We start from the raw sequence: 21,350 nt of genomic DNA, 5'->3' as shown, positions 1-21,350 counted from the left end.
TCCGCGGCCGGCGGGCGCTACTCGTTGCGAGCGTTTTTCCGGGGTTTTCAGCGCATCAGCGCGCCGCCGTTGATGTCGTAGGTCGCGCCGGTGATGAACCCGGCGTGCGGCCCGGCCAGGTAGACGGCCAGCCGCGCCACCTCCTCGGGGGTGGCGATGCGCCCCACCGGGACCTGGGCCGTCAGCGCGGCCAGCACCTCGTCCCCGACGGAGCGGACCATGGGCGTGTCGATCATGGCGGGGGCGATGGTGTTGACGGTGATGCCGTGCGGGCCGAGCTCGGCGGCGAAGACGCGGCCGAGCGCGATCAGTCCGGCCTTGGCCGCGCCGTAGGCGGCGCCGGTGGGCCGGGGGGCCTGTCCGGCGATGGAGGCGAGGTTGACCACGCGGCCGCTCCCCCGGGCCCGCATGTCGCCGGTGACCTCGCGGGTGAGGAAGAAGGCGGCCCGCAGGTTGACGTCGAAGACCTGGTCCCATTCGCCGGGGGTGATGTCCCACAGCGGCTTGGTCAGGGCCCGGGCGGCGTTGTTGACGAGGACGTCCACCGCTCCGTGGCGCTCGCGGACCTCCGCGTAGCACTCCGCGAGCGCGTCGAGATCGGCGAGGTCGCAGGTCATGGGGACGACCCGGTCCCCGTCCGCGCCGGTCTCCCGGGCCATGGCCCGGTTCGCCTCCTCGTCCACGTCCCAGGCCACGACCCGGGCGCCGGCGTCCAGGAAGGCCCGCACCAGGGCGCGGCCGAGGCCCCGGGCGCTGCCGGTGATCAGGGCTGTGCGCCCGTCGAGTTCCGCCATCGTGCGCGTCCTTTCCTCCCGCTCGGGGACGGTCCGCTCAGGCATTGCCGAAGAACAGCCGCCGGCCCGTCCGCGCCTCGATGCGCAGGTACTTCCACAGCCGCCGCTCGCCGACGGGTGTCTCGCGGACGATGCCGCAGATGCCCTCCACGGCGGCCAGGTCGGGCACGTCCGCGAGGATGTACGAGGTCCACGGCCAGCCGGCGGAGGCGCCGACCATCAGGCGGTCGTCGTCGAAGGTGCCCAGCACGGTGGCGCCGAAGCGCCCGGCGAGGTCGGCGAAGGCGCCGGGGATGGCCTCCATCACGGAGGCGCGTTCCTCGTCACCGGCGTTGAAGAACTCCTGGGTCACGGCGATGCAGAAGAGCGTCCGGATCATGGGAAGCGCGCCCCACCCTTCACGGGAAGTTCGAAGATCATTTGGTGTTCCGCACGTTACCCGACGGCCCGTGCCGGAACGCACGGAGGGCGGTGGCCCCCACCGGGGAGGCCACCGCCCTCTGCGGTGCGTGACGGATCAGTACGCCGAGTTGACGTTGTCCATGGAGCCGTAGGTCTTGGCGGCGTAGTTGCAGGACGCGACGATGTTGGCGACCGGGTCGTAGATGTCCCAGGACGTACCGTCCACGTGGAACGCCTTGAACGTCGGGTCGATGATCTGCAGCAGACCCTTCGACGGCACACCGTTGACCGCGTTGACATCCCAGTCGTTGACCGCCTGCGGGTTGCCCGTCGACTCCCGCATGATGTTGCGCTTGATGCCCTCGTACGAACCCGGGATCCCCTTGGCCCGCATGATGTCCAGCGCCTGGTTGATCCACCCGTCCAGGTCGTCGGCGTAGGTCTTGGGCGCCGGGGCCTCGGCGGCCTTCAGCGGCTGACGGTCGGTGGACCGGCTCGCGGCCTGCTTCCCGGCGCGCTCCTTGTCCGCCTTCGTCCGGTCGGCCTTCTGCTGGACCTGGGCCTTCGCCTGCGCTGCGGCCTGGTCCGACTGCTTCGCCAGCTCGCCCTGGTCACCGTCGGCCGTGAACGCCTTGGCGTCGAACGCCACCGGCTTCACGCCCACCGACTGCACGTCGGCTGCGGCCGGACCACCGGAGACCACCGCGAACGCCACGGCGGCCGCACCGGCGGCACCGAGACCGGCGGCGGAGATCTTGTGGACCTTGGACAGACGGGTATAGCCGGAGTGAGTGGAACGCATGCTGAAGAAGAACCTCTTCCCAATCGCGGAGTCGCACCGCGCCGGAAACCCGGCACGAAAGGAGCGCCGTAATCCGACGGCGCCCAGCGACCCGGTAATTGTTAGCGGCGCCGAAAACGCCTGACAAGGACTGTGACCTACTACCGGGGACCGTTCCGGCGGGCCGTCGCCCCGGGAAATCCGCGCGGGCGTGCGGCCGTACTTCACTAAGCCGCGCAGTAAGTGATGTACGCCCTATGCCCGGCCTCACACGCGGGCGGTCCGGGCGTCACTCGGGGCCCGCCGGACGCTACGCGCCGTTGTCGCATTCGAGAGGATCGGAGAGGAACAGGGAGGAACAGGGAGGAACGGGGAGGAGAGGAACGACGGATGCCGCGGCCCCCCCGGGGAGGGGCCGCGGCATCCGTCGTGGGCCGGGCGGGAGGAGGGGGCTTACCCCTCGGCGCCGCCCGCGCGCAGGAGCTCCGCCTCGCGGCGCACGCGCTCGACGCGGCCACGGACGAGGAACCAGCCGCCGGTCAGGGCCGCCACGATCAGCGGGAGGCACAGGACGGTGGTGCGGCCGGGGCCGTCGTCGGCCGCCATCAGGCCGAGCACGCCGGCCAGGAAGGCCAGGGTGACGATCTGGGTGTACGGGGCCCAGGGGAGCCGGTAGCCGGGGCGGGTGACCCGGCCGTCGCGGGAGCGGCGCCAGAACAGCAGGGAGCAGACCATGATCATGCCCCAGGTGCCGATGATGCCGATCGCGGCGAAGTTCAGGACGATCTCGAAGGCGTCCTTCGGGACGACGAAGTTCAGCCCGACGCCCAGGACGCAGAAGAACGCGGTGAGCAGGATGCCGCCGTAGGGCACCTGGCCCTTGTTCATCCGGCCGGTGAAGCGGGGCGCGGAGCCCGACATGGCCATCGAGCGCAGGATGCGGCCGGTGGAGTAGAGGCCGGAGTTGAGGCTGGAGAGCGCGGCGGTGAGGACGACGAGGTTCATCACGCCGGCCGCGTACGGGACGCCGATCTTCGACAGGACGGTGACGAAGGGGCTCTCGTCGCCGCTGTAGGCGGTGTAGGGCAGGAGCAGCGCCAGCAGGACGACCGAGCCGACGTAGAAGATGCCGACGCGCCACATGATCGAGTTGATCGCCTTGGGCATGATCTTCTCGGGGTTCCTGGTCTCGCCGGCGGCGACGCCGCAGAGCTCGACGGAGGCGTAGGCGAAGACGACGCCCTGGATGACGAGCAGCATCGGCATGACACCGCTCGGGAAGATCCCGCCGTGGTCGAGGATGTTGCCCAGGCCCGGGGCGGAGTCGCCGACGTGGTGCTGGGTGGCGAGCAGGAAGATGCCGATGCCCATGAAGACCACGAGGGCGCCGACCTTGATGATCGCGAACCAGAACTCCATCTCGCCGAAGTACTTCACGGAGATGAGGTTCACGGTGAGGACGACCGCGAGGGCGATCAGCGCGAGGATCCACTGCGGGATGTCGCTGAACATGCCCCAGTAGTGGGTGTACGTGGCGACGGCGGTGATGTCGGCGATACCGGTGGTGGCCCAGTTGAGGAAGTAGAGCCAGCCCGCCGTGAAGGCGCCCTTCTCGCCCATGAACTCACGGGCGTAGGAGACGAAGGCGCCGGAGGAGGGGCGGTAGAGGACGAGCTCGCCGAGTGCCCGGACGACGAAGAAGGCGAAGAGGCCGCAGGCGGCGTAGGCGATGAAGAGGGAGGGTCCCGCGTGGGCGAGGCGGCCTCCGGCGCCGAGGAAGAGGCCGGTGCCGATGGCGCCACCGATCGCGATCATGTTGATGTGGCGGGACTTGAGGTCCTTGCTGTAGCCCGCGTCGCCGGCGTCCACGTGGGCGGACGCCGTGGCCGGGGCCGGCGCGTCGGTCGCGGCGCCGGCCGCGGTGAGAGTGCGGTCACTCATGAATGTCTTGCCTTCGTTGGTGGGGGCAGGACCGGGTCCGGTCCGTGGGGGACCGCGCCCGGCACTCGGCACGTCCGGCGGCGCCGGCCGGCCTGGGGGTCGGAAGGTAGGAGTGATCTAGGAGTTGTACGGGGAGGGGGGAGGACTTACCCGCGGTATCTGACAAGTCCTGATCGGAATGGTGAAAGCAGCGTCAGTATGTCGTCAAGAGTTTGAGGGGAATTGACATTTTCAAAGACTCACGCTAAGTGACCCCCCGCCGCAAGATCGCAGGTCACCCGGCCGCGGCTCCGGCGGACGGCTACGCAGCGCCACCAACGGGCCCGCCGAGGCCGGGACACCGGACCGAAAGGGTTTTTCCGCCGACGGATTCCCCCGGAACGGAAAAAGCCTTTCACTGAATTCCGGCCGGTGGATGACTCATCTCACATCACCGGCGGGGCGCGGCCGGGGCCGTCCGGGTGATCCGCGCGTGCGGGCGCGGGGGCGCGGGCAGAGTAGCGGCCGGGCCGTGTCCGATGAGCCCGATCGGCAGTGGATTCCACTGCTTCGTCCCGGATTGTCAGGCGAGTGTCAGGAGGCCGCGCCATGCAGAAGATCAGCCCGTTCCTGTGGTTCGACGACCGGGCCGAGGAGGCCGCCGAGCACTACACGTCCCTCTTCCCGGACTCCCGGATCGTCCACGTGCAGCGCTACGGGGAGGCGGGCCCGGGAGAGCCGGGGACGGTCATGACGGTCACCTTCGAGCTCGCCGGACAGCAGTTCATCGCGCTCAACGGCGGTCCGCAGTTCACGTTCAACGAGGCCGTCTCCCTCTATGTGGACTGCACGTCGCAGAAGGAGGTGGACGAGCTGTGGGAGAAGCTCGGGGCGGGCGGCGAGGAAGGGCCGTGCGGCTGGCTCAAGGACCGCTACGGCCTCTCCTGGCAGATCATCCCCAGGACCCTCACCGACCTGCTGAGCGATCCCGATCCCGTGAAGTCGGACCGCGTGATGCAGGCCATGCTCGGGATGACGAAGATCGACATCGCGGCGCTGGAGGCCGCCTACGAGGACGCCGCCTCCGACGAGGGCGCCTCCGGAGCGGGGGACGAGGAGTAGGCCGCCGCCCCGGGCGTCCGCGCCGGCCGCCGCCGCGCCCACGCGTAGTAGACGACGCCGGTGACGACGAGCCCGACGATCCACGAGACGTCCGCGCCGCCGAGCCACCCGGTCACCGGGCCGGTGTAGAGCTTCTGGGACAGGAACGGGACCTGCGCGAGCACCCCCAGGGCGTAGCAGGAGAGCGCCATGCCGTTCCAGCGCCCGTAACGGCCGTCGGGGTCGTGGAGGGCGGCGGTGTCCACCCGCTCGCGGGAGATCAGGTAGTAGTCGGTGAGGTTGATGGCGCTCCACGGCGTGAAGACGGTCAGGAGCAGCAGGACGAAGTTCTTGAAGGTGTCGAGGAAGTCCGCGCTCGCCAGGGTCGCGATGAGCACGGCGACGGCGGTGAAGGCGGTGATGCACGCGGCGCGTGCGGCGGGGGCGACGGCGGAGCGGCCGGTGAACGCGGTGACGGCGGTCAGCAGGGACATGAAACCGCCCTACGCGTTGAGGCAGTTCACGGTGAGCTTGCCGGTCACGATCACCAGGAGGACGGGGAGGGCCGCGGCCGCCGGCCCGGCGAGGTCCCCCACGAAGCCCACCTGGTCGGACAGGAAGGCGTCGCCGGCGACGGCGGCGATCAGGGCGCCGAGCGTCATGGCCCACTGCGAGCCGGCGACGCTGCCGGCGAAGACGGACCAGAACGCCGCCCGGGCGCTGGTGTCCCTGGGCAGGTAGCGCGCGTAGTCGGCCACGTACGGCCCGAAGGTCAGCTGCCAGCCGGCCCCGAGGGCGACGGCCGGCAGGAACGTGGCCGCTCCGAAGGGCTTCTCCCCCACGTGCGCGGGCACGTCGTGGCGGACGAAGAGGGCGGCCGTCAGGTAGGCGAGGCCGGCGGTGCCCACGACGGTGGCGATCCGGCCGGCGATGTGGATGACCCGGTAGCCGGTCACGGCCACCACGGCGGTCAGGGCGCCGAAGACCAGGATGCCGGCGGTGGTGTTCCCGAGGTGCAGCAGCCTGCTGACCGCCTGGCCCGCCAGCACGCTGCCGGTGGCCGCGAAGCCGAGGTACATCAGGACGACGAGGGCGAGGGGCAGGACGGCGCCGTACACCCCGAACTGCGCCCGGCTGGAGATCATTTGCGGCAGGCCGAGCCGTGGGCCCTGGGCCGCGTGCAGGGCCATGACGGCGCCGCCCAGCACGTTGCCCAGGAGCAGCGCGGGGATCGCCCAGAGCGCGTCCGCCCCCGCGACGACGGCCAGGGCGCCGTCGACGATCGCGGTGATCTGCGTCGTGGCGCCGAACCACAGGGTGAACTGGCTCCGCGGGGAGCCGTGCCGCTCCTCGTCGGGGACGACCTCGATGGTCCGGTGCTCGACGAGCGGGTCGGATCTCATGGCACTCCCTGGCTCCGGGGACGGTGCGCAGAATCTGACACGCGGGGCATGCGGGGTCAACGTCGTTGTGCGGCGGGCGCGTTGCCCGCGCGGGGATCAGTGGCCGTGGTGCTGCCCCGGCGCGTGATGGCCGAGGGCCAGCACTTCCGGCGGCATGACGACGAACGGCCGCATCATGCCCAGGTCCTCGTGCTCCAGCAGGTGGCAGTGGTAGACGAACCGTCCGTGCCCGCCCGTGAACCGTCCGGCCACGGTGACCAGTTGTCCGCCGGGCACCCGGAACACGTCCTTCCAGCCTTGTTCCTCGGGGCCGACGGGCACCGGCCGGGCGGTGTCGACGGTGACGGGGGCGCGGGTGCCGCCGAGTGCGAGGTCGAAGCCGGCGCTGTCGACCGGCTGCCGCGCCAGCAGCTGGAAGTCGGCGAGGTGGATGTGGACGGGGTGGGTGAACCGGCTGATGTTCAGCAGGTCCCACGCCTCCAGGTCGCCGTGGGCCACCGTGAAGCCGAGGGCGTCGTCGAAGGCCCGCGCGGTGCGCCGGTAGGTGCGGAGCGCCCCGTCCTTTCCGCGGAGTTGGACGACGCCGTCGGAGGGGACGGGGACGGAACCGTCCGCGGCCTCCTCCATCTCCCAGAGTTCGGGGTGCCCGCCGCCGCCCTTCGTGCCGGGCTCGGTGATGACGACGAGCCGGCGCCGGTCGTGCTCCCCCACCTCGACGCGCCGGAAGGAGGGCGAGAGCACCCGGGGCGGCCGGAACGGGTCGGCGACCGCCTCCTTGCCCACGCGGAACTCCATCACCTGGGGGAAGGGCAGGTCGTTGACCGGGTCGGGCCGGCCGGGCGGTGCAGTGGCCACGTTGACGAGCCGCGGCCTCGTCCCGCGCAGCGCGCGGAAGTCGACGAGCAGGTCCAGGCGTTCGGCGGGGGCGACGGTCAGCCGCGGCCGGCCGGGCCCGAAGTCGACGGGTACGGGGTGCGGGAGGAGTCCCCCGTCCGACCCGATCTGCTGGACGGCGCCGGGCAGGAGGCGGTCGTGTTCGTCGATGAGGGCCAGGTCGTAGGTGCGGGCGTTGGAGGCGTTGAGCAGCCGGAAGCGGTACCAGCGCGGCTCGACGTCCAGGTGCGGCCACAGCACGCCGTTGACCAGGGTGTACGGGCCGGTGAACGGGAAGGTGACGTGTCGGCCGGTCTCCGGGTCCGGGCCCTGGTCCAGGGTCTTGTGGAGCAGGTCGCCGGTGAGGCGGCCGTGCTCGTCGGTGTCGAAGTTGCGGTCGGCGACGATCAGCGGGATCTCGTACGGGCCGGACGGCAGGCCGAGCGCGTCCTCCTCGTCGTCGCGGACCAGGTACATCCCGGCGAGTCCGGCGAAGACGTTCCACCGGGTGATGTTCATGGCGTGGTCGTGGTACCACCAGGCCGTGGCGCGGTGGGCGTTGGGGTATTCGGCGAGCTGGGTGTCGCGGTAGGGGACGGCGTTCTCCGTCCAGCCGTCGTTGCCGCCGCCGGTGACCGCGCCGTGCACGTGGGTCACCGTCCAGGCGGGGAGGCCGGCGACGGCCCGGACCGGCGTGGCGCCCTCCCGGCCGGGCCGGGTGGTGGCCTGCACGGCGCCGGTCCCGGGGACGAACGGCACCTCCACCGCCGTGACCGGCATGCGGCCGGCGATGCCGTTCGTCCAGGCGACGCGGATGCGCCGGCCGCGCCGCACCTCGATGGTGGGTCCGGGGAACTGCCCCTCGTAGCACCAGACCAGCGTGGGCGGCAGCTCGCTGTGCACCGTCTTGAGGGCCTCGCGGAGCTGGATCTCCAGCTCGGTGCCGACGCCCTGTTCGCCGGGCCGCAGGACGGGCGGGACGAAGAGGGGGTCGAGGTGGGGCGTGGGGACGGCCGCGGGCGTGCGCGGCTGTCCGGTGACGGTGGCGGTCTCGGACATGGTTCTCCCCCGTGAGCGGCGGCTGTCTTTCTGTCCGGTGCGGCCGCGCGGCAATCGCGCGCGGCCGGGGTCGAATCTCTGACCCCATGAAGTGCCGCGCGGTTCCTGCCACGTGGCCCGCTGCCGTAGAGTCCGACATCCGTGTCGGAGTCGAGACCGCCTGGAGGACCGCGGTGAGGATCGGCGAACTCTCCCGCAGGACCGGTGTCCACGAACGGCTCCTGCGCTACTACGAGGCCCAGGGCCTGCTCCACCCCGAGCGCCGCCCCAGCGGCTACCGCGAGTACGCCGAGGCCGATGTCCGGACGGTCCGCCGGATCCGTGGTCTGCTGGCCGCCGGGCTCACCACGGCCACCATCGCCACGATCCTCCCCTGTCTGCGCGACGAGGACGACCGCCTCGTCCCCACCTGCCCCGGCCTCCTCATGGACCTCCTCCGCGAACGCGACCGCATCACACGCTCGATCACCGATCTGCGGGCGTCCCGCTCGGCCCTCGACAAGGTGATCGCCGCGGCGCCGGAGGAGGTCACGAGCCGGGCCCGGGAGGCGCTGCGGGGGACCGCCGCCCGCTGACGGTCACCGCCGGCCGGGGCGCCGGTAGCGCTCGGCGAGCGCGTGGAACGCCTTCTTCGGCTCCCAGGGCATGCCGGGGTACGTCCGGGCGGACGCCGGGACGGCCCCCTCGGCGTCGTCGGCGTAGACCTCGACGATGCCGTACGAGGCGAGGTCCCGGTCGGGCCCGCCGGACGGGCGGTGGGGGTGGGCGTATCCCGCGAAGCTGAACCAGAAGACGGTGTCGACGCCCTCCTCCTCGAAGACGGTCATGAGGTCGTCCAGGTAACGGACTTGCTCGTCCTCGTCGCGCACGAGATCCGGCTTGGGGGGTGACGCCGTCCGGTTCCATGGCCACGTACCAGCCCGCGCCGCCGTAGTCCCCGGCCCCGCGGAAGGTGCAGCAGCCGGCCTCCAGGATCGCGACGGGCCGGTGACCAGCCGGACGGCGGCGCCGGCGCGGCGCAGCCGTTCGGCGCGGCCGGCGGCGTCCTGGGCCGAGCTGGCCGCGGCCGGCTACGAGCGGTTCACGTACGAGGCGGTGGCCGCCCGCGCCGGCACCAGCAGGCCGGTGCTCTACCGGCGTTGGCCCGCGAAGCGGGACCTGGTCCTCGCCGCGCTGCGGCACCGAGCCCCGGCCCTGCCGGACGCGCCGCCCGACACCGGGAGCCTCCGCGGGGACGTCCTCGCCCTGCTGCGCCTGGTCGTCCGGCGCACGCGCGACCTCGCGCCGGTCCACCGCGTGCTGGCCGCCGAGGGGCCCGGCACGGAGCTGTCGGCGTACCTCGCGGCCCGCGACCGCGGCCCGGGCGCGGACTGGATGCGCACGGTCCTGGAACGGGCGGCCGCGCGCGGGGAGATCGGGGCGCCCGGCTCGCTTCCCGACCGCGTCGTCACGCTCCCGGTGGTCCTCGTCGTCCACGAGCTGTTCCTGGCCCACCGCACGCCCTCCGAGGGCGACTTGGAGGAGATCGTGGACCGGCTGTTCCTCCCCCTGGCCGGGCTCCGGGGCCGGCGGGAGGGGTGACCCCGCACGCGCCGCGGGCGGCCGCACCCCGTCCCCGGGTGCGGCCGCCGTCGGGTCACCCGCCCTGCGTGCCGTTCTGGTCGACGGGGTGGAGGCCGAGCCGGCCCTCGGGGTCGGCCGGGTCCGCGCCCTTCACGTCACCGACGTAGAGGCCGACGCGCGCCTTGTAGCGGTCGAGCGCGGTGCGGTCGCCCATGAACTTCCCGAGGCCGAGCGGGTTCATGTTCGTGTAGTCGAAGATGCCCTTGCGGCCGGCGGGGGCGGGCACGTCGGTGCGGGCGCTCCAGCCGTACGCGTGCTGCTGGTAGCCCTTCGACAGGATCCAGCTCATGTACAGCTTGGCGGCGGCCTTGTGCGGCGCGTCCTTGAGGATGGCGCCGGTCTGCGGCCACGCCACCCACGGCGACTTCTCCGGGATGCTCGTCCTCGACAGCCCGCTCGCGCTGCCCGAGCTGCCGAAGTTGGCCACATAGCCGCCCTTGCCGACCTGCGCGGCCGCGTCGGCCGTGCCGCGGACGAACGTCGGGTTCTGCGCCTTGAGCTTCTTCAGGTAGTCGAAGCCGTACTTGTCGGTGAGCTGCTTGAAGTAGTAGAGGACGGCGTCGTCGTCGTTGGGGTAGGTGAAGACGAGCTTGTTCTTGTACTCGGGCTTGAGGAAGTCCTCCGCCTCGACGGGGGCGTTGTCGCCGAGCGTGGTGGCGGTGACGTCGGCGAAGCCGATGAAGTACAGGCCGGTGTAGTAGCCGTCCTTGTCCTTGATCTTGTCGTAGACCTTGTTCCAGCCGACCGGCTTGTACCGCTCCAGCGCCCCTTCCTTCTTCCAGCGCGGGAAGTCGTCGAGCGTCTGCAGGTGGACGACGTCCGCGACGACCTTGTGCTCGGCTATCTGGTTGTCGAGGCGCGCGTCGTGGTTCTTGCTGAAGTCGACGACGGTGTCGACCTTCATCTTCGGGAACTGCTTCACGAACGCGTTCTTGAGGTAGTCGGCCTGCCCCGGCTTGTCACCGCCGGCGTAGACGACCAGCCGGCCGCCTTCGGCCACGGCGTCCCGGTACAGCTTCTGCAACTGCCCGTCCTCGCTCGCGGCCTTCGCCGGGCGGGAGGACGAGGGGGCGGCGGCGGCCGCGGTGGCTCCGCTCGCGGCGAGCACGCCGAGGGCGACGGCTGCGGCCCAGGCCTTGCGGGTGGACTTCACGACGACTCCTTCGTGGGGAGAAAGGAGTTCTTGAACGTTCAAGAACTTGCGGCGCTCACCTTAGGTCCAGGTCGCTTGAAACTTCAAGGAACGCATTGACGGTGTCCTTACATGCGGCAGACGCGGCGCGATCAGCGCGTTCCGGCGCGGCGGCTTCCGGGACCTCCCGTAACCGCCGTGTTCTCGCGCCTAGTTGTCGGTCGCGCCGCCGCGCAGCCACAGGGCGTACAGACCCCCCGCGGCGAGCAGGACGGCCGCGAGGGGGAGGGCCGGGGCGCCGCGAGCGAGGTCGACGGCCAGGACGAAGGCGACGGCGACCGTGCCGACGGCACCCGCCGCGGCCGGGAGCTGCCGCCCGGGGGCCGCGAGGCGGGCCAGGGCCGACAGCCCCGCCAGGAAGGACAGGAAGACGGAGACCGCGAGGCACAGGACCAGGCGCTGGTGCCGGCCGCCGGCCGCGCAGAGCGTCATCGCCGTGACGGCGAGGAGGAACAGGGCGGCGGTCGTGCGGGGTGCGGGCCTCCCGCCGCGTCCGCGGTGGCGGGCGAGCGCCGCGAGGAGCCCGGGCCCGGCCCGGAAGGAGGCGGCCGCGGCCGCCAGCAGGAGCAGGACGGCCAGCAGGTGGAGGAGCACGTCGGCCGTGCCGGGGGCCGTCCGGCCGGACCCGGGCCCGCCGGGGTGCGCCGCCTCCGCGGCCAGGGCCGGGACGGCGCCCCCGACGACGAGAAGGCTCGGCCACAGGACGACGCGGCGGGATTGCGTCCGCACCGGCTCGCCGCGCCGGCCGGGGCGGGCCAGGGCCTCGATGCCCGTGGTCACCGCCAGCGCCACCGGGAAGGCCACGAGGACCGCAGACGCGGGCGCGTGGACCGCCTGCGGGGCCAGGGTTCCGGCCGGCACCGGGGACGCGCCCGCCCCCTCGGCGAGCACCGCGAAGGCGACGGCGAGGAGGGCGAGGGCCGTCACCGCGAACGCGGCCCGCCCCGCGGGCCCCGACCAGGTCAGGCCCGCCACGGCCGCCACCACGGCCGACGCCAGCGGGACCCGCCACGGGGCGACGGCGGGCAGCCGCGCAGCGGACGCGAGGGCCCCGCAGGCCGAGCCGGCGGCGACGCACAGCACCAGGTCCACGAGCAGCGCCCCGGCCGGGACGGGCGCCCGCGCCCCCGCGCCGTCCGCCCGTACGCGGTGGGCGACGACGAGGCCCGCGACGGCGGCCGCGCCCACCGCGGCGGGCGGCAGCGGACCGGCCTCCTCGCGCAGGGCCCGCAGCGCCGCCCCGGTGGCGCGGGCCGCGGTGGAGGCCGGATCGGCGAGGGCCGCGAAGGCCAGCGCGGCCGCCAGCAGGGGCCGGACGCCCGACGCCCTCGACGCCGCGCGCCGGGCGCGGCGCGCACAGTACGACACGAGGTGCCGGGACGGCGCGGTCTTCATCGGCAGGGGCCTCCCGCTCCTGATGGACATGCTGCGACGCACACGCCGACCAGGCTTCCCGGCACACCAGTGGGCAGCACGCTATCCCGGCGCGGCCCCGAAGTCCCGCCCCGGGCGGGCCCGTTCACTCCCCGTGGGGACGGGACGGTCACAGAGGTGGACCGTGCGCACCGGGCTCAGGCGCCGGCGGCCTGCCGGACGCGGCGTGACGGGGTGAAGGCGTAGAGGTCGAGCACGCCGGGCGGTTCGGCGAGGCCGGGACCGCCGGCGCGTATCCAGGCCGCGATGTCGGCGGTGGCGTCCGGGTCGTTGACGAGGCCGAGCCAGACGGGGCGGCCGCCGGCGGCGCGTCCCTCGGCGGAGGGCTGGACGATGACGACGTTGCCGTGTTCGCAGGCGTCGACGCAGTCCGTGACGCGGAGCCGCCCGTCGGTGCCGGCCAGGTCGCCGCGCAGCCGGGCCAGTTGGGCGGCGTGGTCGACGCCGGGGATCTTGGGCGTGCCGCAACAGCAGCCGCGGCAGACGGTGACCGTGCAGGGCGCGGCGGCGGGGGCGGGGGTGCGGTTGCGGCGGCTCACGGGCCGTTCTCCTTCCGGGCCCGGGCGCCGGGCGGGGTCGGCCGCGGGCGCGGGCCGTCGGGGCCGACGATGACGGTGGGCGGGGCCCCGGGCCTGCGGCGCGGGGCAGGGGAAGCGTACCCGCAAGATCGCGGACGATGGCGCCGGTGACGCCGGTCAGCGTCCCGGCGCCGCGAGCGCCGCGTCCGCCGCCTCCCGCAGCGCCGCCCGGCAGGCGCGGATCGCCGGGTGCCCGCCGTGGCCGCGGCGCACGGCCGTGGAGAGGGCGCGGACGGGCCCGCCGGGCAGGGTGCGCAGCGGGACGGACGGGGTGCGGCCGGCATGGACGAGATCGGGCAGGAAGGCGGCGGCGTGGCCCTGTTCGGCGAGGCGCAGGTGCAGCAGGAGGTCGGGGGACTCGAAGCGCACGTCGGGTTCGAAGCCGGCCTCGCGGCACAGGGCGACGGCCCACTGCCGGGCGGCCGAGCCCTCGGGCTCCATGGCCCAGGGGCGGCCGGCCAGCGCCCGCAGGGCGGCCGCGGGCGCGGAGGGCGCGTCGGTGCCGGCCGGCAGGGCGAGGCGCAACGGGTCGTCGCCCAGGGGCTCGTGGTCCGCTCCGTCGGTCCGGGGGTGCGGCCGGCCCGGGAACTCCTCGGTGACGACCAGGTCGAAGTCCCGGGCGAGCAGCGCCGGGAGGGCCTGTTCCGGTTCGCTCTGGGTGAGGTGCACGCGCAGGTGCGGGTGGGCGGCGCGCAGCCGGGTCAGCGCGGCGGGCAGCAGGACGAGGGCGGCGGTCTGGAAGGCGGCGACGCGCAGGGTGCCGGTGAGGCCGGTGGCGGAGGCGGCGATGTCGGCCTCGGCCCGTTCGAGCCGTTCCAGGACGGCCTCGGTGTGGGCGACGAGGATCTCGGCCTGTGCGGTGAGCCTGACCCGCCGGCCGGCGGGTTCCAGGAGCCGGACGCCGGTCTCGGCCTCCAGCCGGGACAGCTGCTGGGAGACGGTGGACGGGCTGTACGACAGGGCGGCGGCGACGGCGGCGAGCGTGCCGCGGTGCTTGAGTTCGCGCAGCAGCCGCAGCCGGTGCAGGTCGTAGGTCATGGCGCGGTGTCCCCCCGGGTGTCGCCGGGAACCCTAGTCGATCGTTCGGCCCGGCCGACGGGTACCGGTGGAAAACATGTGCTGGACCGATCGTTGTCCGGGCCGCAGGCTGACGGGGTGACGACATCCGCTTCCCTCACCGCCCTCCCGTGGTTCTCCCGCCCCGCCGCCCGCGACTGGACGTGTGCGCCCGCCCCCTCCGCCGTGCGGTCCTTCCACGCCTCCCTGCCGGACCACACCCCCACCCCGCTCGTCGAACTCCCGGCGCTGGCGGTGGAGCTGGGGGTGGGCCGGGTCTTCGTCAAGGACGAGTCCCGGCGGATGGGGCTGCCCGCGTTCAAGGTGCTGGGCGTCTCCTGGGCGGTGCACCGGGCGCTGGCCGGGCGGGCGCGGGGGACGGTCACCCTCGTCACGGCGACGGACGGCAACCACGGCCGGGCCGTGGCCCGTACGGCGCGGCTGCTCGGGCAGCGGGCGCACGTCTTCGTGGCGCGCGGCGTGCACCCGGCCGCCGTGGCCGCCATCGCCGCGGAGGGCGCCGAGGTGACCGAGGCGGGCGACTCGTACGACGCGGCGGTGCGCCGGGCGTCCGAGGCGGCGGCCGCGCCGGGCGCCGTCCTGCTCCAGGACACGGCCTGGCCCGGCTACGAGCGCGTCCCGGGCTGGATCTGCGAGGGCTACTCCACCCTCTTCGCCGAGACCGACGCCCAGCTCGCCGCGGCCGGGGCCCGCCCGCCCGCGCTCGTGGCGGTGCCGGTGGGCGTCGGCTCCCTCGCCCAGGCCGCGGTCACCCACTACCGCGGCCGCCCCTGCGGGACGCCCACGGCGCTGCTGTCGGTCGAGCCGGTGACGGCGGCGTGCGCGCTGGAGAGCCTGCGGCGGGGACGCCCGGTCACCGTCCCGGCCGGGACGACCGTCATGGCCGGCCTCAACTGCGGCACGCTGTCCGCCCTCGCGTGGCCGTACCTGCGCGACGGCCTCGACGCCGCCGTCGCGGTCACCGACGCCGCGAGCACGGCCGCCGCCCGGGACCTGGCGGCCCTGGGCGTCTCCTCCGGGCCGTGCGGCGCCGCCGCCCTCGCGGGCGTCCGCGCGGCACTCGGCGGCGAGGGCGGCGCCGGCCGGCGCGCGGAGCTGTCCCTGGGCCGCGCCTCGACGGTCGTCCTCCTCAACACCGAGGGCGCGGCGGCGAACCCGCACACGTGACGGCCGGCCCCCGGGCCCCCGCCGGCCGGGAATGCCCCCTGAGCTGCGAACTGTTTGCACTTACGATGGACCTGCAACTGGACCAGTGGTGACGAAGGGATCCGTGAGCGCGACGTGCGTACCGCCGACATCCGTACCCGATTCCTGGACTTCTTCGCGGCGCGCGGTCACACCGTCGTCCCCAGCGCTCCCCTGCCCACGCCCGACCCGACGCTGCTGTTCGTCAACGCGGGGATGGTGCCCTTCAAGCCGTACCTGACGGGCGAGTCGCCCGCTCCCTGGCCGCGGGCGGCGAGCGTGCAGAAGTGCGTGCGCACGCTCGACGTCGAGGAGGTGGGGCGCACCACCCGGCACGGGTCGTTCTTCCAGATGAACGGGAACTTCTCGTTCGGCGACTATTTCAAGGAAGAGGCCATCGCGCACGCCTGGGAGCTGTCGACGACGCCGGTCGCCGACGGCGGTTTCGGGCTGGACCCGGCCCGGATCTGGGTGACCGTGCACCACTCCGACGCCGACGCGCGGGGCGTCTGGCGGCGCGTCGCCGGGCTGCCGGACGAGCGGATCGTGGCCCGGGGCGACGAGGACAACTTCTGGTCGATGGGCGTCCCGGGGCCGTGCGGGCCCTGCTCGGAGCTGTACTACGACCGCGGCCCGGCCTTCGGCCCCGAGGGGGGGCCGGCGGTCGACGAGGACCGGTACATGGAGTTCTGGAACCTGGTCTTCATGCAGTACGAGCGCGGCGAGGGCCCCGGCAAGTCCGGCTACCCCATCCTCGGGGAGCTGCCGCGCCGCAACATCGACACCGGCATGGGCCTGGAGCGCATGGCCACCCTGCTGCAGGGGGTGGACAACCTCTACGAGATCGACGAGACGCGCCCGGTCCTCGACCGCGCGGCGGAGCTGGCGGGCGCCCGGTACGGGGCGGACGCGGAGGACGACGTGCGGCTGCGGGTGGTCGCCGACCACGTCCGCACGGCGCTGATGCTGCTCGCCGACGACACCGTCCCCGGCAACGAGGGCCGCGGCTACGTCCTGCGCCGGATCCTGCGCCGCGCGGTGCGCTCGATGCGCCGGCTCGGCTTCGAGGACCGGGCGCTGCCCGAACTCCTGCCCGTGGCCAGGGACGTGATGGCGCCGGGCTACCCGGAGGTGGTCGACTCCTTCGCCCGTATCGCCGAGCGGGCCTTCGCCGAGGAGGACGCCTTCCGCGAGACCCTCAAGCAGGGCACCGCGGTGCTGGACACCGCCGTCGCCAAGGTCAAGGCGCTGGGCGGCCGTTCGCTGCCGGGCCGGCAGGCGTTCCTGCTGCACGACACCTACGGCTTTCCCATCGACCTCACCCTGGAGATGGCCGCCGAGCAGGGCGTGGAGGTGGACCGGGAGGGCTTCACCGCGCTGATGAACGCCCAGCGGGAGCGGGCCCGCGCCGACGCCCGCGCCCGCAAGTCCGGCTCCGCCGACACGGCCGCGCTCCGCGAGGTCCTGGGCGCGCACGGCCCGACCGACTGGCGGGCCTGGGAGGCGCTGGAGACGGAGTCGCGCGTGCTGGCCCTGCTCGGCCCGGCCGGTGCCGTGCCGGTGGCGCGCACCGGGGAGATCGTCACCGTCGTCCTGGACCGCACGCCGTTCTACGCCGAGTCCGGTGGCCAGGACAGCGACGCGGGGCGGCTCACGGGGGCGTCCGTGGAGGCCGACGTCCTCGACGTGCAGCGGCCGCTGCCGGGGCTGGTGGTCCACCAGGTGCGCGTCACCGCCGGTGAACTCGCCCCCGGCGACGGGGTGCGCGCCGCCGTCGATCCCGAGTGGCGGCTCGGCGCCCGGCAGGCGCACTCGGGCACGCACGTGGTGCACGCGGCCCTGCGCGAGGTCCTCGGCCCGACGGCCCTCCAGTCCGGCTCCTACAACCGGCCCGGCTACCTGCGCCTCGACTTCCCCTGGCGCGGCGCCCTCGGCCCCGCCCTGCGCGGCGACGTCGAGGAGGCCGCCAACCGCGCGCTGCGGCGCGATCTGCCGGTCGCCGTGCGGTGGACGACCCTGCCGGAGGCCAAGGAGCTGGGCGCGCTCGCCCTGTTCGGCGAGACGTACGGGGAGCGGGTCCGCGTCGTCGAGATCGGCGGGCCGTGGTCGCGCGAACTGTGCGGCGGTACGCACGTGGAGCGCTCCTCGCAGATCGGTGTCGTCTCGCTGGTCTCGGAGTCCTCCGTCGGCTCCGGCATGCGCCGGCTGGAGGCCGCGGTCGGCCTGGAGGGCTTCGACCACCTCGCCCGCGAACGCGACCTCGTCACGCGCCTCGCCGAGCAGGTCCAGGCGCCCCGGGCCGAACTCCCCGACCGCATCGCCTCGTTGCTCGACCGTCTCAAGGCGGTCGAGCGCGAGAACCAGCGGCTGCGCGCCGAGGCGACGGCCGGGCGGGCGGCGGCCCTGGCCGGGGAGGCCGTGGACGCGGACGGGGTGCGGGTCGTGACGACCGTGTCCGACGAGGGCCGGGCCCTGGCCCTGGCGGTCCGCGACCGGCTGCCGGCCCGTTCGCCCGGGGTCGTCGCCGTGGCGAGCGAGCAGGGCACGTTCGTCGTGGCGCTCAACCGGGCCGCCCGCGACCGGGGACTGTCCGCCTCGGACCTGGTCAAGCGGCTGCTCGACGGGCGGGGCGGAGGGTCGCCGGACGTGGCCCAGGGCGGCGGGCTGCCGCGGGAGCGGGTGGGGGCGGTGCTGGGGGATGTGCCGCGGGTGGTGGCCGGCGCGTAAGGGTTCTCTCCCCGCCCCGCCCTTCAGCCGTTTCTCGCGCGCTGCCGCGCGGTGGGGCGGGGCTTCGCCCCTGCACCCCACCGGGGGCTTCGCCCCCTGGACCCCCGGATCGCGGCTTCGCCGCTCGTCCTCGAACGCCGGACGGGCTGATTTTCAGCCCGTCCTGGGGGTACCCGCCTCTGGGGAAGCTTGAGGACAAATGCGGCGAAGCCGCATTGCCCCCGCGCGGCAGCGCGCGAGGAACGGAGAAAGGGCGGGGCGGGGAGACCCCCCTCCCGGGGCACGCGCACGCGGGGCACGCGCACGCAGCCCCGCCCTACTCCAGCCAGAACGCCGCCGCCTCCCGCCACCGCCGGAACAACTCCCCGTCCCCGCGCACCTCCACGGCCCCCTCCCCCACCGGCCGCCCGTACATCGACAGCAGCAGATCCGTGGCGGAGCCGCGCACGTCGACGGCGGCGGAGCCGCCACCGCGGCGCCACGCGGGCGGGTCGGCGCTCAGATCGACGAACCACTCGGCGCCGTCCCCCACCGAGAAGTGGAGCGTGCGGCCCGGCCCTCGGAGGGAGGGCGCCTCCGGCGACACCGAGAAGCCGATCCACTCGTCGAGCGCGTCGACCGCCGCCCAGCGGTCGAGCGCGTAGGGCGCCCCGGCCGCGAACGCGGCGTCCGCCCGGTGGACGGCGGTCTCGTGGGCCATGCGCCGGGCCCAGAACGCGGCCGTGCCGCCGGGCCCGGCGGTCCACAGCGGCACGTCCGGACCGGTGGACCGCAGCGCCGCGGCGAGGCGCCGCGCGGCGGCGGCGCAGCGGGAGGCGAGGGCGGCCGGATCCTCGTCGTCGGGGCCGGCGACGTCGTCGACCTCGTCGTGGGGGACGGGCTCGGAGGACCGTGCGGTGACGACGCGGGCGGACCAGGTATGGGTTCCGGCCAGGTGCCGCAGCAGGTTGCCCAGGTTCCAGCCGGGGCAGGTGGGGACGGGGGTGCTGGTCGCGGCGCCGGTGACGTGGGAGATCAACAGGTCGGTCTGGCGGACGATGTGGTCGCAGTGGCGGTCGAAGTCGGACGTGGCGGAAGTCATGCGGCTCACAGTAGGCCCGGGCAGGAGCCCTTCGCACGGGGGAAGTTGACCTCAAGCCGACTTGAGCGGGCATCGTGGAAAGGCCGGAACACGGGTGGCCCCGGCCAACTACCCTGAGACATCCAATCAATGGATGCTGGAGTGGATATGCGCGAAGTGACACGGACCTCCCTCGTCGACCAGGCCATCGACCAGATCCGTGAAGGCATCAAGTCCGGCGAGTGGCCGGTCGGCGGGCGGATTCCCGCGGAGAACGAGCTGATCGAGGCCCTGGGCGTGGCGCGCAACACCATGCGCGAGGCGGTCCGGGCGCTCGCCCACGCGGGCGTGCTGGAGGTCCGCCACGGCGACGGCACCTATGTGCGGGCCCGGGACGAGACCCAGGGAGTGCTCATGCGCCGGCTCGGACTGGCCGACCTGCTGGACCTGTTGGTGGTCCGGCGGGGCCTGGAGGTCGAGGCCGCCCGCCAGGCGGCCGAGCGGCGCCTGCCGGAGGACGTGCCGCGGCTCCGCGCGCTGGCGCGCAGTTCCGTGCCGGCCGAGGGCGACGGCACCGAGCAAGTGGTGGCCGGGGCCATGGAGTTCCACCACACCGTGGTCGAACTCTCCCGCAATCCCGTGCTGATCGAGCTCTACAGCGCCCTCTCCTCGGCCACGGAGGCCGGGATCCGCCGCTCCACCGACGATCTGGAGCTGCCGGACTTCGACCACGAGGCGCACGCGCTGCTGGTCGAGGCGATCGCGCAGGGCGACCCGGCACGGGCCGCCACCGAGGCGGCCCATCACATCAACATCGTCATCGACCGGGTGCGCGAGCGCCTGAGGAGTACTCCATGAGCCACATCAGCCCACCACCGGGCGTCGTCACCGGGCAGGCCGCCGCCGCGCCGGAGCGGAGCCGGGCGGGGACCGGCGCCCTGCTGGTGACGGCCTTCGTCCTGCTCAGCCTGAACCTGCGGGTGGTCTTCGGCGGGGTCGGCCCGCTCATCCCCAGCCTCGGGCTCGGCCACACCGCGGCCACCGTCCTGACGACCCTCCCCCCGCTGTGCATGGGCCTGTTCGCCCCGCTGGGCACCGTGGTCAGGGGCCGGTTCGGCGAGGAGCGCGCGGTGTTCGGGGCGATGGCCCTCCTCGTCGGCGGCATCCTGCTGCGGTCGGCGGGCACGGTGGGCCTGTACGCGGGGACGGTGGTGGCGGGCATCGCCATCGCGGTCCTGAACGTGATCACCCCGGTGCTGGTGCGCAAGCGGTTCCCCCCGCAGCGCATCGGCGTGATGATGGGCGTGTACGCGATGATGATGGGCGGCGGCGCCGCGGCGATCGCGGCGCTCTCCGAGCCCGTCTACCGCGCGTCCGGCGACAGTTCGGCCATCGCGCTGGGCTGCACCGTCGTCCCGGCGGTCCTGGCCCTGGCGTTCCTCGCCACCCAGGTGCGCGTGCCCCACGACCGCGCGTCCGGCGGCGGCGCGCTGAAGTGGGCGGGGCTGCTGCGCAGCGGGACGGCGTGGAGCGTCACGGCGTTCTTCGGTTTCCAGTCGCTGTTGTTCTACGCGGTGTTCTCCTGGCTGCCGACGATTTACGTGGACAAGGGAGTCGACCGTACGACGGCCGGTTTCTACCTCTCGGTCTGCGCGGTGTTCGTGGCCGTGGGCGGCTTCTTCGGCCCCAGCCTGGCCGGGCGCGGCGCCGACCAGCGGCGGCACGTGGTGACCACGGCCGCCCTGTGCTTCGCGGGCCTGGCCGGCGTGCTGTTCGCGCCGGCGGCCAGCGCCCCGGTGTGGGCGGTGGTCCTGGGCCTGGGTCTCGGCGCCGGGCAGGGCATCCCCGGCGTGCTCTACGTCCGGCGGACGCCGGACGCCCGGACGGCGGCCCAACTGTCGGGCATGTCACAGACGGTGGGCTACGTCATCGCGGCGGCCGGGCCCCCGCTCGCCTCCGCCCTGCGCTCGGCGAGCGGTTCGTGGACGCTGCCGCTGGCCGCGCTGATGACGCTGATGGCGGTGAACGTGGTGGTGAGCCTGCCCGCCGGCAGTGACCGTTCCGTGTCGTAGCGGGGCGCCGGGAAAAACCGCCGGGCCCGTCCGCCTCCCCCCGCGGACGGGCCCGGTGATCCGTCAACT

The 21,350-nt window shown here is 74.0% G+C and carries 19 protein-coding genes and 1 pseudogene; 8 read left to right on the top strand and 12 right to left on the bottom strand.

The features are described 5' to 3' along the window. Positions 1–47 precede the first annotated feature (47 nt). From AC230_RS21625 to AC230_RS21615, 3 genes are all read right to left on the bottom strand, one after another. The gene (locus AC230_RS21625) at positions 48–839 is read right to left on the bottom strand and encodes an SDR family NAD(P)-dependent oxidoreductase (RefSeq protein ID WP_241833322.1); all 792 of its coding nucleotides are present in this window, start codon (positions 837–839) and stop codon (positions 48–50) included. After that, a complete protein-coding gene (locus tag AC230_RS21620; RefSeq protein WP_049717975.1) occupies positions 832–1,173 on the bottom strand; it encodes a hypothetical protein in 342 nt (113 codons plus the stop codon). Before AC230_RS21620 ends, AC230_RS21625 begins: the two co-directional genes overlap by 8 nt. 138 nt (positions 1,174–1,311) lie before the next feature. Next, the gene (locus tag AC230_RS21615; protein ID WP_049717974.1) at positions 1,312–1,998 is read right to left on the bottom strand and encodes a transglycosylase SLT domain-containing protein; all 687 of its coding nucleotides are present in this window, start codon (positions 1,996–1,998) and stop codon (positions 1,312–1,314) included. Between AC230_RS21615 and AC230_RS34375 the strand changes: the two genes are divergently transcribed. After that, complete coding sequence (locus AC230_RS34375; RefSeq protein ID WP_277816924.1) at positions 1,997–2,122, top strand: hypothetical protein; 126 nt, start codon at positions 1,997–1,999, stop codon at positions 2,120–2,122. The two genes, AC230_RS21615 and AC230_RS34375, sit on opposite strands and share 2 nt — an antisense overlap. A gap of 308 nt (positions 2,123–2,430) precedes the next feature. Here AC230_RS34375 and AC230_RS21610 read toward each other — a convergent pair whose 3' ends face one another. Next, positions 2,431–3,918, bottom strand: coding sequence for an amino acid permease (locus tag AC230_RS21610; protein ID WP_049717973.1), 1,488 nt, complete (start codon positions 3,916–3,918; stop codon positions 2,431–2,433). 588 nt (positions 3,919–4,506) lie between these two features. Between AC230_RS21610 and AC230_RS21605 the strand changes: the two genes are divergently transcribed. Continuing rightward, positions 4,507–5,019, top strand: coding sequence for a VOC family protein (locus AC230_RS21605; protein WP_049717972.1), 513 nt, complete (start codon positions 4,507–4,509; stop codon positions 5,017–5,019). Here the strand turns inward: AC230_RS21605 and AC230_RS21600 are convergent. Together AC230_RS21600 and AC230_RS21595 are read right to left on the bottom strand one after the other, a co-directional pair. Next, positions 4,965–6,401, bottom strand: a pseudogene (locus AC230_RS21600) (purine-cytosine permease family protein). The gene AC230_RS21605 and the pseudogene AC230_RS21600 sit on opposite strands and share 55 nt — an antisense overlap. A gap of 96 nt (positions 6,402–6,497) precedes the next feature. After that, on the bottom strand, positions 6,498–8,333 hold the full coding sequence (locus tag AC230_RS21595) for a multicopper oxidase family protein (protein ID WP_049717971.1): 1,836 nt from the start codon (positions 8,331–8,333) through the stop codon (positions 6,498–6,500). Positions 8,334–8,506: 173 nt separating this feature from the next. On the opposite strand from AC230_RS21595, the gene AC230_RS21590 reads away from it, so the two are divergent. Continuing rightward, the gene (locus AC230_RS21590) at positions 8,507–8,908 is read left to right on the top strand and encodes a MerR family transcriptional regulator (protein WP_049717970.1); all 402 of its coding nucleotides are present in this window, start codon (positions 8,507–8,509) and stop codon (positions 8,906–8,908) included. A 3-nt stretch (positions 8,909–8,911) separates the two neighbouring features. Here AC230_RS21590 and AC230_RS31355 read toward each other — a convergent pair whose 3' ends face one another. After that, complete coding sequence (locus AC230_RS31355) at positions 8,912–9,202, bottom strand: hypothetical protein (protein ID WP_053161322.1); 291 nt, start codon at positions 9,200–9,202, stop codon at positions 8,912–8,914. A 118-nt stretch (positions 9,203–9,320) separates the two neighbouring features. Here AC230_RS31355 and AC230_RS21580 point away from each other — a divergent pair, with 118 nt between their 5' ends. After that, positions 9,321–9,914 carry a TetR/AcrR family transcriptional regulator gene (locus AC230_RS21580; RefSeq protein WP_078871471.1) on the top strand — a complete coding sequence of 198 codons (594 nt, stop codon included), beginning with the start codon at positions 9,321–9,323 and terminating at the stop codon, positions 9,912–9,914. Between the two features lie 55 nt (positions 9,915–9,969). Here AC230_RS21580 and AC230_RS21575 read toward each other — a convergent pair whose 3' ends face one another. The 4 genes from AC230_RS21575 to AC230_RS21560 all read right to left on the bottom strand — a co-directional run bounded on the left by AC230_RS21575 (position 9,970) and on the right by AC230_RS21560 (position 14,198). Then, complete coding sequence (locus AC230_RS21575; RefSeq protein ID WP_049717969.1) at positions 9,970–11,109, bottom strand: ABC transporter substrate-binding protein; 1,140 nt, start codon at positions 11,107–11,109, stop codon at positions 9,970–9,972. Positions 11,110–11,298: 189 nt separating this feature from the next. Further along, positions 11,299–12,543 (bottom strand): hypothetical protein, encoded by a 1,245-nt coding sequence (locus AC230_RS21570; RefSeq protein ID WP_049717968.1) that lies wholly within the window; start codon positions 12,541–12,543, stop codon positions 11,299–11,301. A gap of 176 nt (positions 12,544–12,719) precedes the next feature. Further along, positions 12,720–13,121, bottom strand: a complete 402-nt coding sequence (locus AC230_RS21565) for a hypothetical protein (RefSeq protein ID WP_049717967.1) — start codon at positions 13,119–13,121, stop codon at positions 12,720–12,722. Positions 13,122–13,277: 156 nt separating this feature from the next. Beyond that, positions 13,278–14,198, bottom strand: a complete 921-nt coding sequence (locus AC230_RS21560; protein ID WP_049717966.1) for a LysR family transcriptional regulator — start codon at positions 14,196–14,198, stop codon at positions 13,278–13,280. A gap of 117 nt (positions 14,199–14,315) precedes the next feature. Between AC230_RS21560 and AC230_RS21555 the strand changes: the two genes are divergently transcribed. Continuing rightward, on the top strand, positions 14,316–15,404 hold the full coding sequence (locus AC230_RS21555; protein ID WP_107082206.1) for a diaminopropionate ammonia-lyase: 1,089 nt from the start codon (positions 14,316–14,318) through the stop codon (positions 15,402–15,404). A 114-nt stretch (positions 15,405–15,518) separates the two neighbouring features. After that, positions 15,519–18,149 (top strand): alanine--tRNA ligase, encoded by a 2,631-nt coding sequence (gene alaS / locus AC230_RS21550; RefSeq protein WP_049717965.1) that lies wholly within the window; start codon positions 15,519–15,521, stop codon positions 18,147–18,149. Between the two features lie 316 nt (positions 18,150–18,465). On the opposite strand, the gene AC230_RS21545 is transcribed toward alaS, so the two are convergent. Then, positions 18,466–19,230 carry a maleylpyruvate isomerase family mycothiol-dependent enzyme gene (locus AC230_RS21545; protein ID WP_049717964.1) on the bottom strand — a complete coding sequence of 255 codons (765 nt, stop codon included), beginning with the start codon at positions 19,228–19,230 and terminating at the stop codon, positions 18,466–18,468. A 147-nt stretch (positions 19,231–19,377) separates the two neighbouring features. Between AC230_RS21545 and AC230_RS21540 the strand changes: the two genes are divergently transcribed. Both AC230_RS21540 and AC230_RS21535 read left to right on the top strand, forming a co-directional pair. Then, a complete protein-coding gene (locus AC230_RS21540) occupies positions 19,378–20,067 on the top strand; it encodes a FadR/GntR family transcriptional regulator (RefSeq protein ID WP_049717963.1) in 690 nt (229 codons plus the stop codon). After that, entirely contained in the window at positions 20,064–21,281 is a 1,218-nt protein-coding gene (locus tag AC230_RS21535) for an MFS transporter (protein WP_049717962.1), read from the top strand. Before AC230_RS21540 ends, AC230_RS21535 begins: the two co-directional genes overlap by 4 nt. The last annotated feature ends 69 nt before the right edge of the window (positions 21,282–21,350 follow it).

Source organism: Streptomyces caatingaensis, assembly GCF_001187435.1.
Lineage (GTDB): Bacteria > Actinomycetota > Actinomycetes > Streptomycetales > Streptomycetaceae > Streptomyces > Streptomyces caatingaensis.
This window is presented reverse-complemented; position numbering and strand designations above follow the sequence as displayed.

What these genes read in the sequence shown, in the direction of transcription:
- AC230_RS21535 (WP_049717962.1), top strand. Translation starts at nt 20,064, where the DNA reads ATGAGCCACATCAGCCCACCACCGGGCGTCGTCACCGGGCAGGCCGCC.
- AC230_RS21625 (WP_241833322.1), bottom strand. Translation starts at nt 839, where the DNA reads ATGCCTGAGCGGACCGTCCCCGAGCGGGAGGAAAGGACGCGCACGATG.
- AC230_RS21620 (WP_049717975.1), bottom strand. Translation starts at nt 1,173, where the DNA reads ATGATCCGGACGCTCTTCTGCATCGCCGTGACCCAGGAGTTCTTCAAC.
- AC230_RS21595 (WP_049717971.1), bottom strand. Translation starts at nt 8,333, where the DNA reads ATGTCCGAGACCGCCACCGTCACCGGACAGCCGCGCACGCCCGCGGCC.
- AC230_RS21540 (WP_049717963.1), top strand. Translation starts at nt 19,378, where the DNA reads ATGCGCGAAGTGACACGGACCTCCCTCGTCGACCAGGCCATCGACCAG.
- AC230_RS21615 (WP_049717974.1), bottom strand. Translation starts at nt 1,998, where the DNA reads ATGCGTTCCACTCACTCCGGCTATACCCGTCTGTCCAAGGTCCACAAG.
- AC230_RS21560 (WP_049717966.1), bottom strand. Translation starts at nt 14,198, where the DNA reads ATGACCTACGACCTGCACCGGCTGCGGCTGCTGCGCGAACTCAAGCAC.
- AC230_RS21610 (WP_049717973.1), bottom strand. Translation starts at nt 3,918, where the DNA reads ATGAGTGACCGCACTCTCACCGCGGCCGGCGCCGCGACCGACGCGCCG.
- AC230_RS21605 (WP_049717972.1), top strand. Translation starts at nt 4,507, where the DNA reads ATGCAGAAGATCAGCCCGTTCCTGTGGTTCGACGACCGGGCCGAGGAG.
- AC230_RS34375 (WP_277816924.1), top strand. Translation starts at nt 1,997, where the DNA reads ATGCTGAAGAAGAACCTCTTCCCAATCGCGGAGTCGCACCGCGCCGGA.
- AC230_RS21545 (WP_049717964.1), bottom strand. Translation starts at nt 19,230, where the DNA reads ATGACTTCCGCCACGTCCGACTTCGACCGCCACTGCGACCACATCGTC.
- AC230_RS21570 (WP_049717968.1), bottom strand. Translation starts at nt 12,543, where the DNA reads ATGAAGACCGCGCCGTCCCGGCACCTCGTGTCGTACTGTGCGCGCCGC.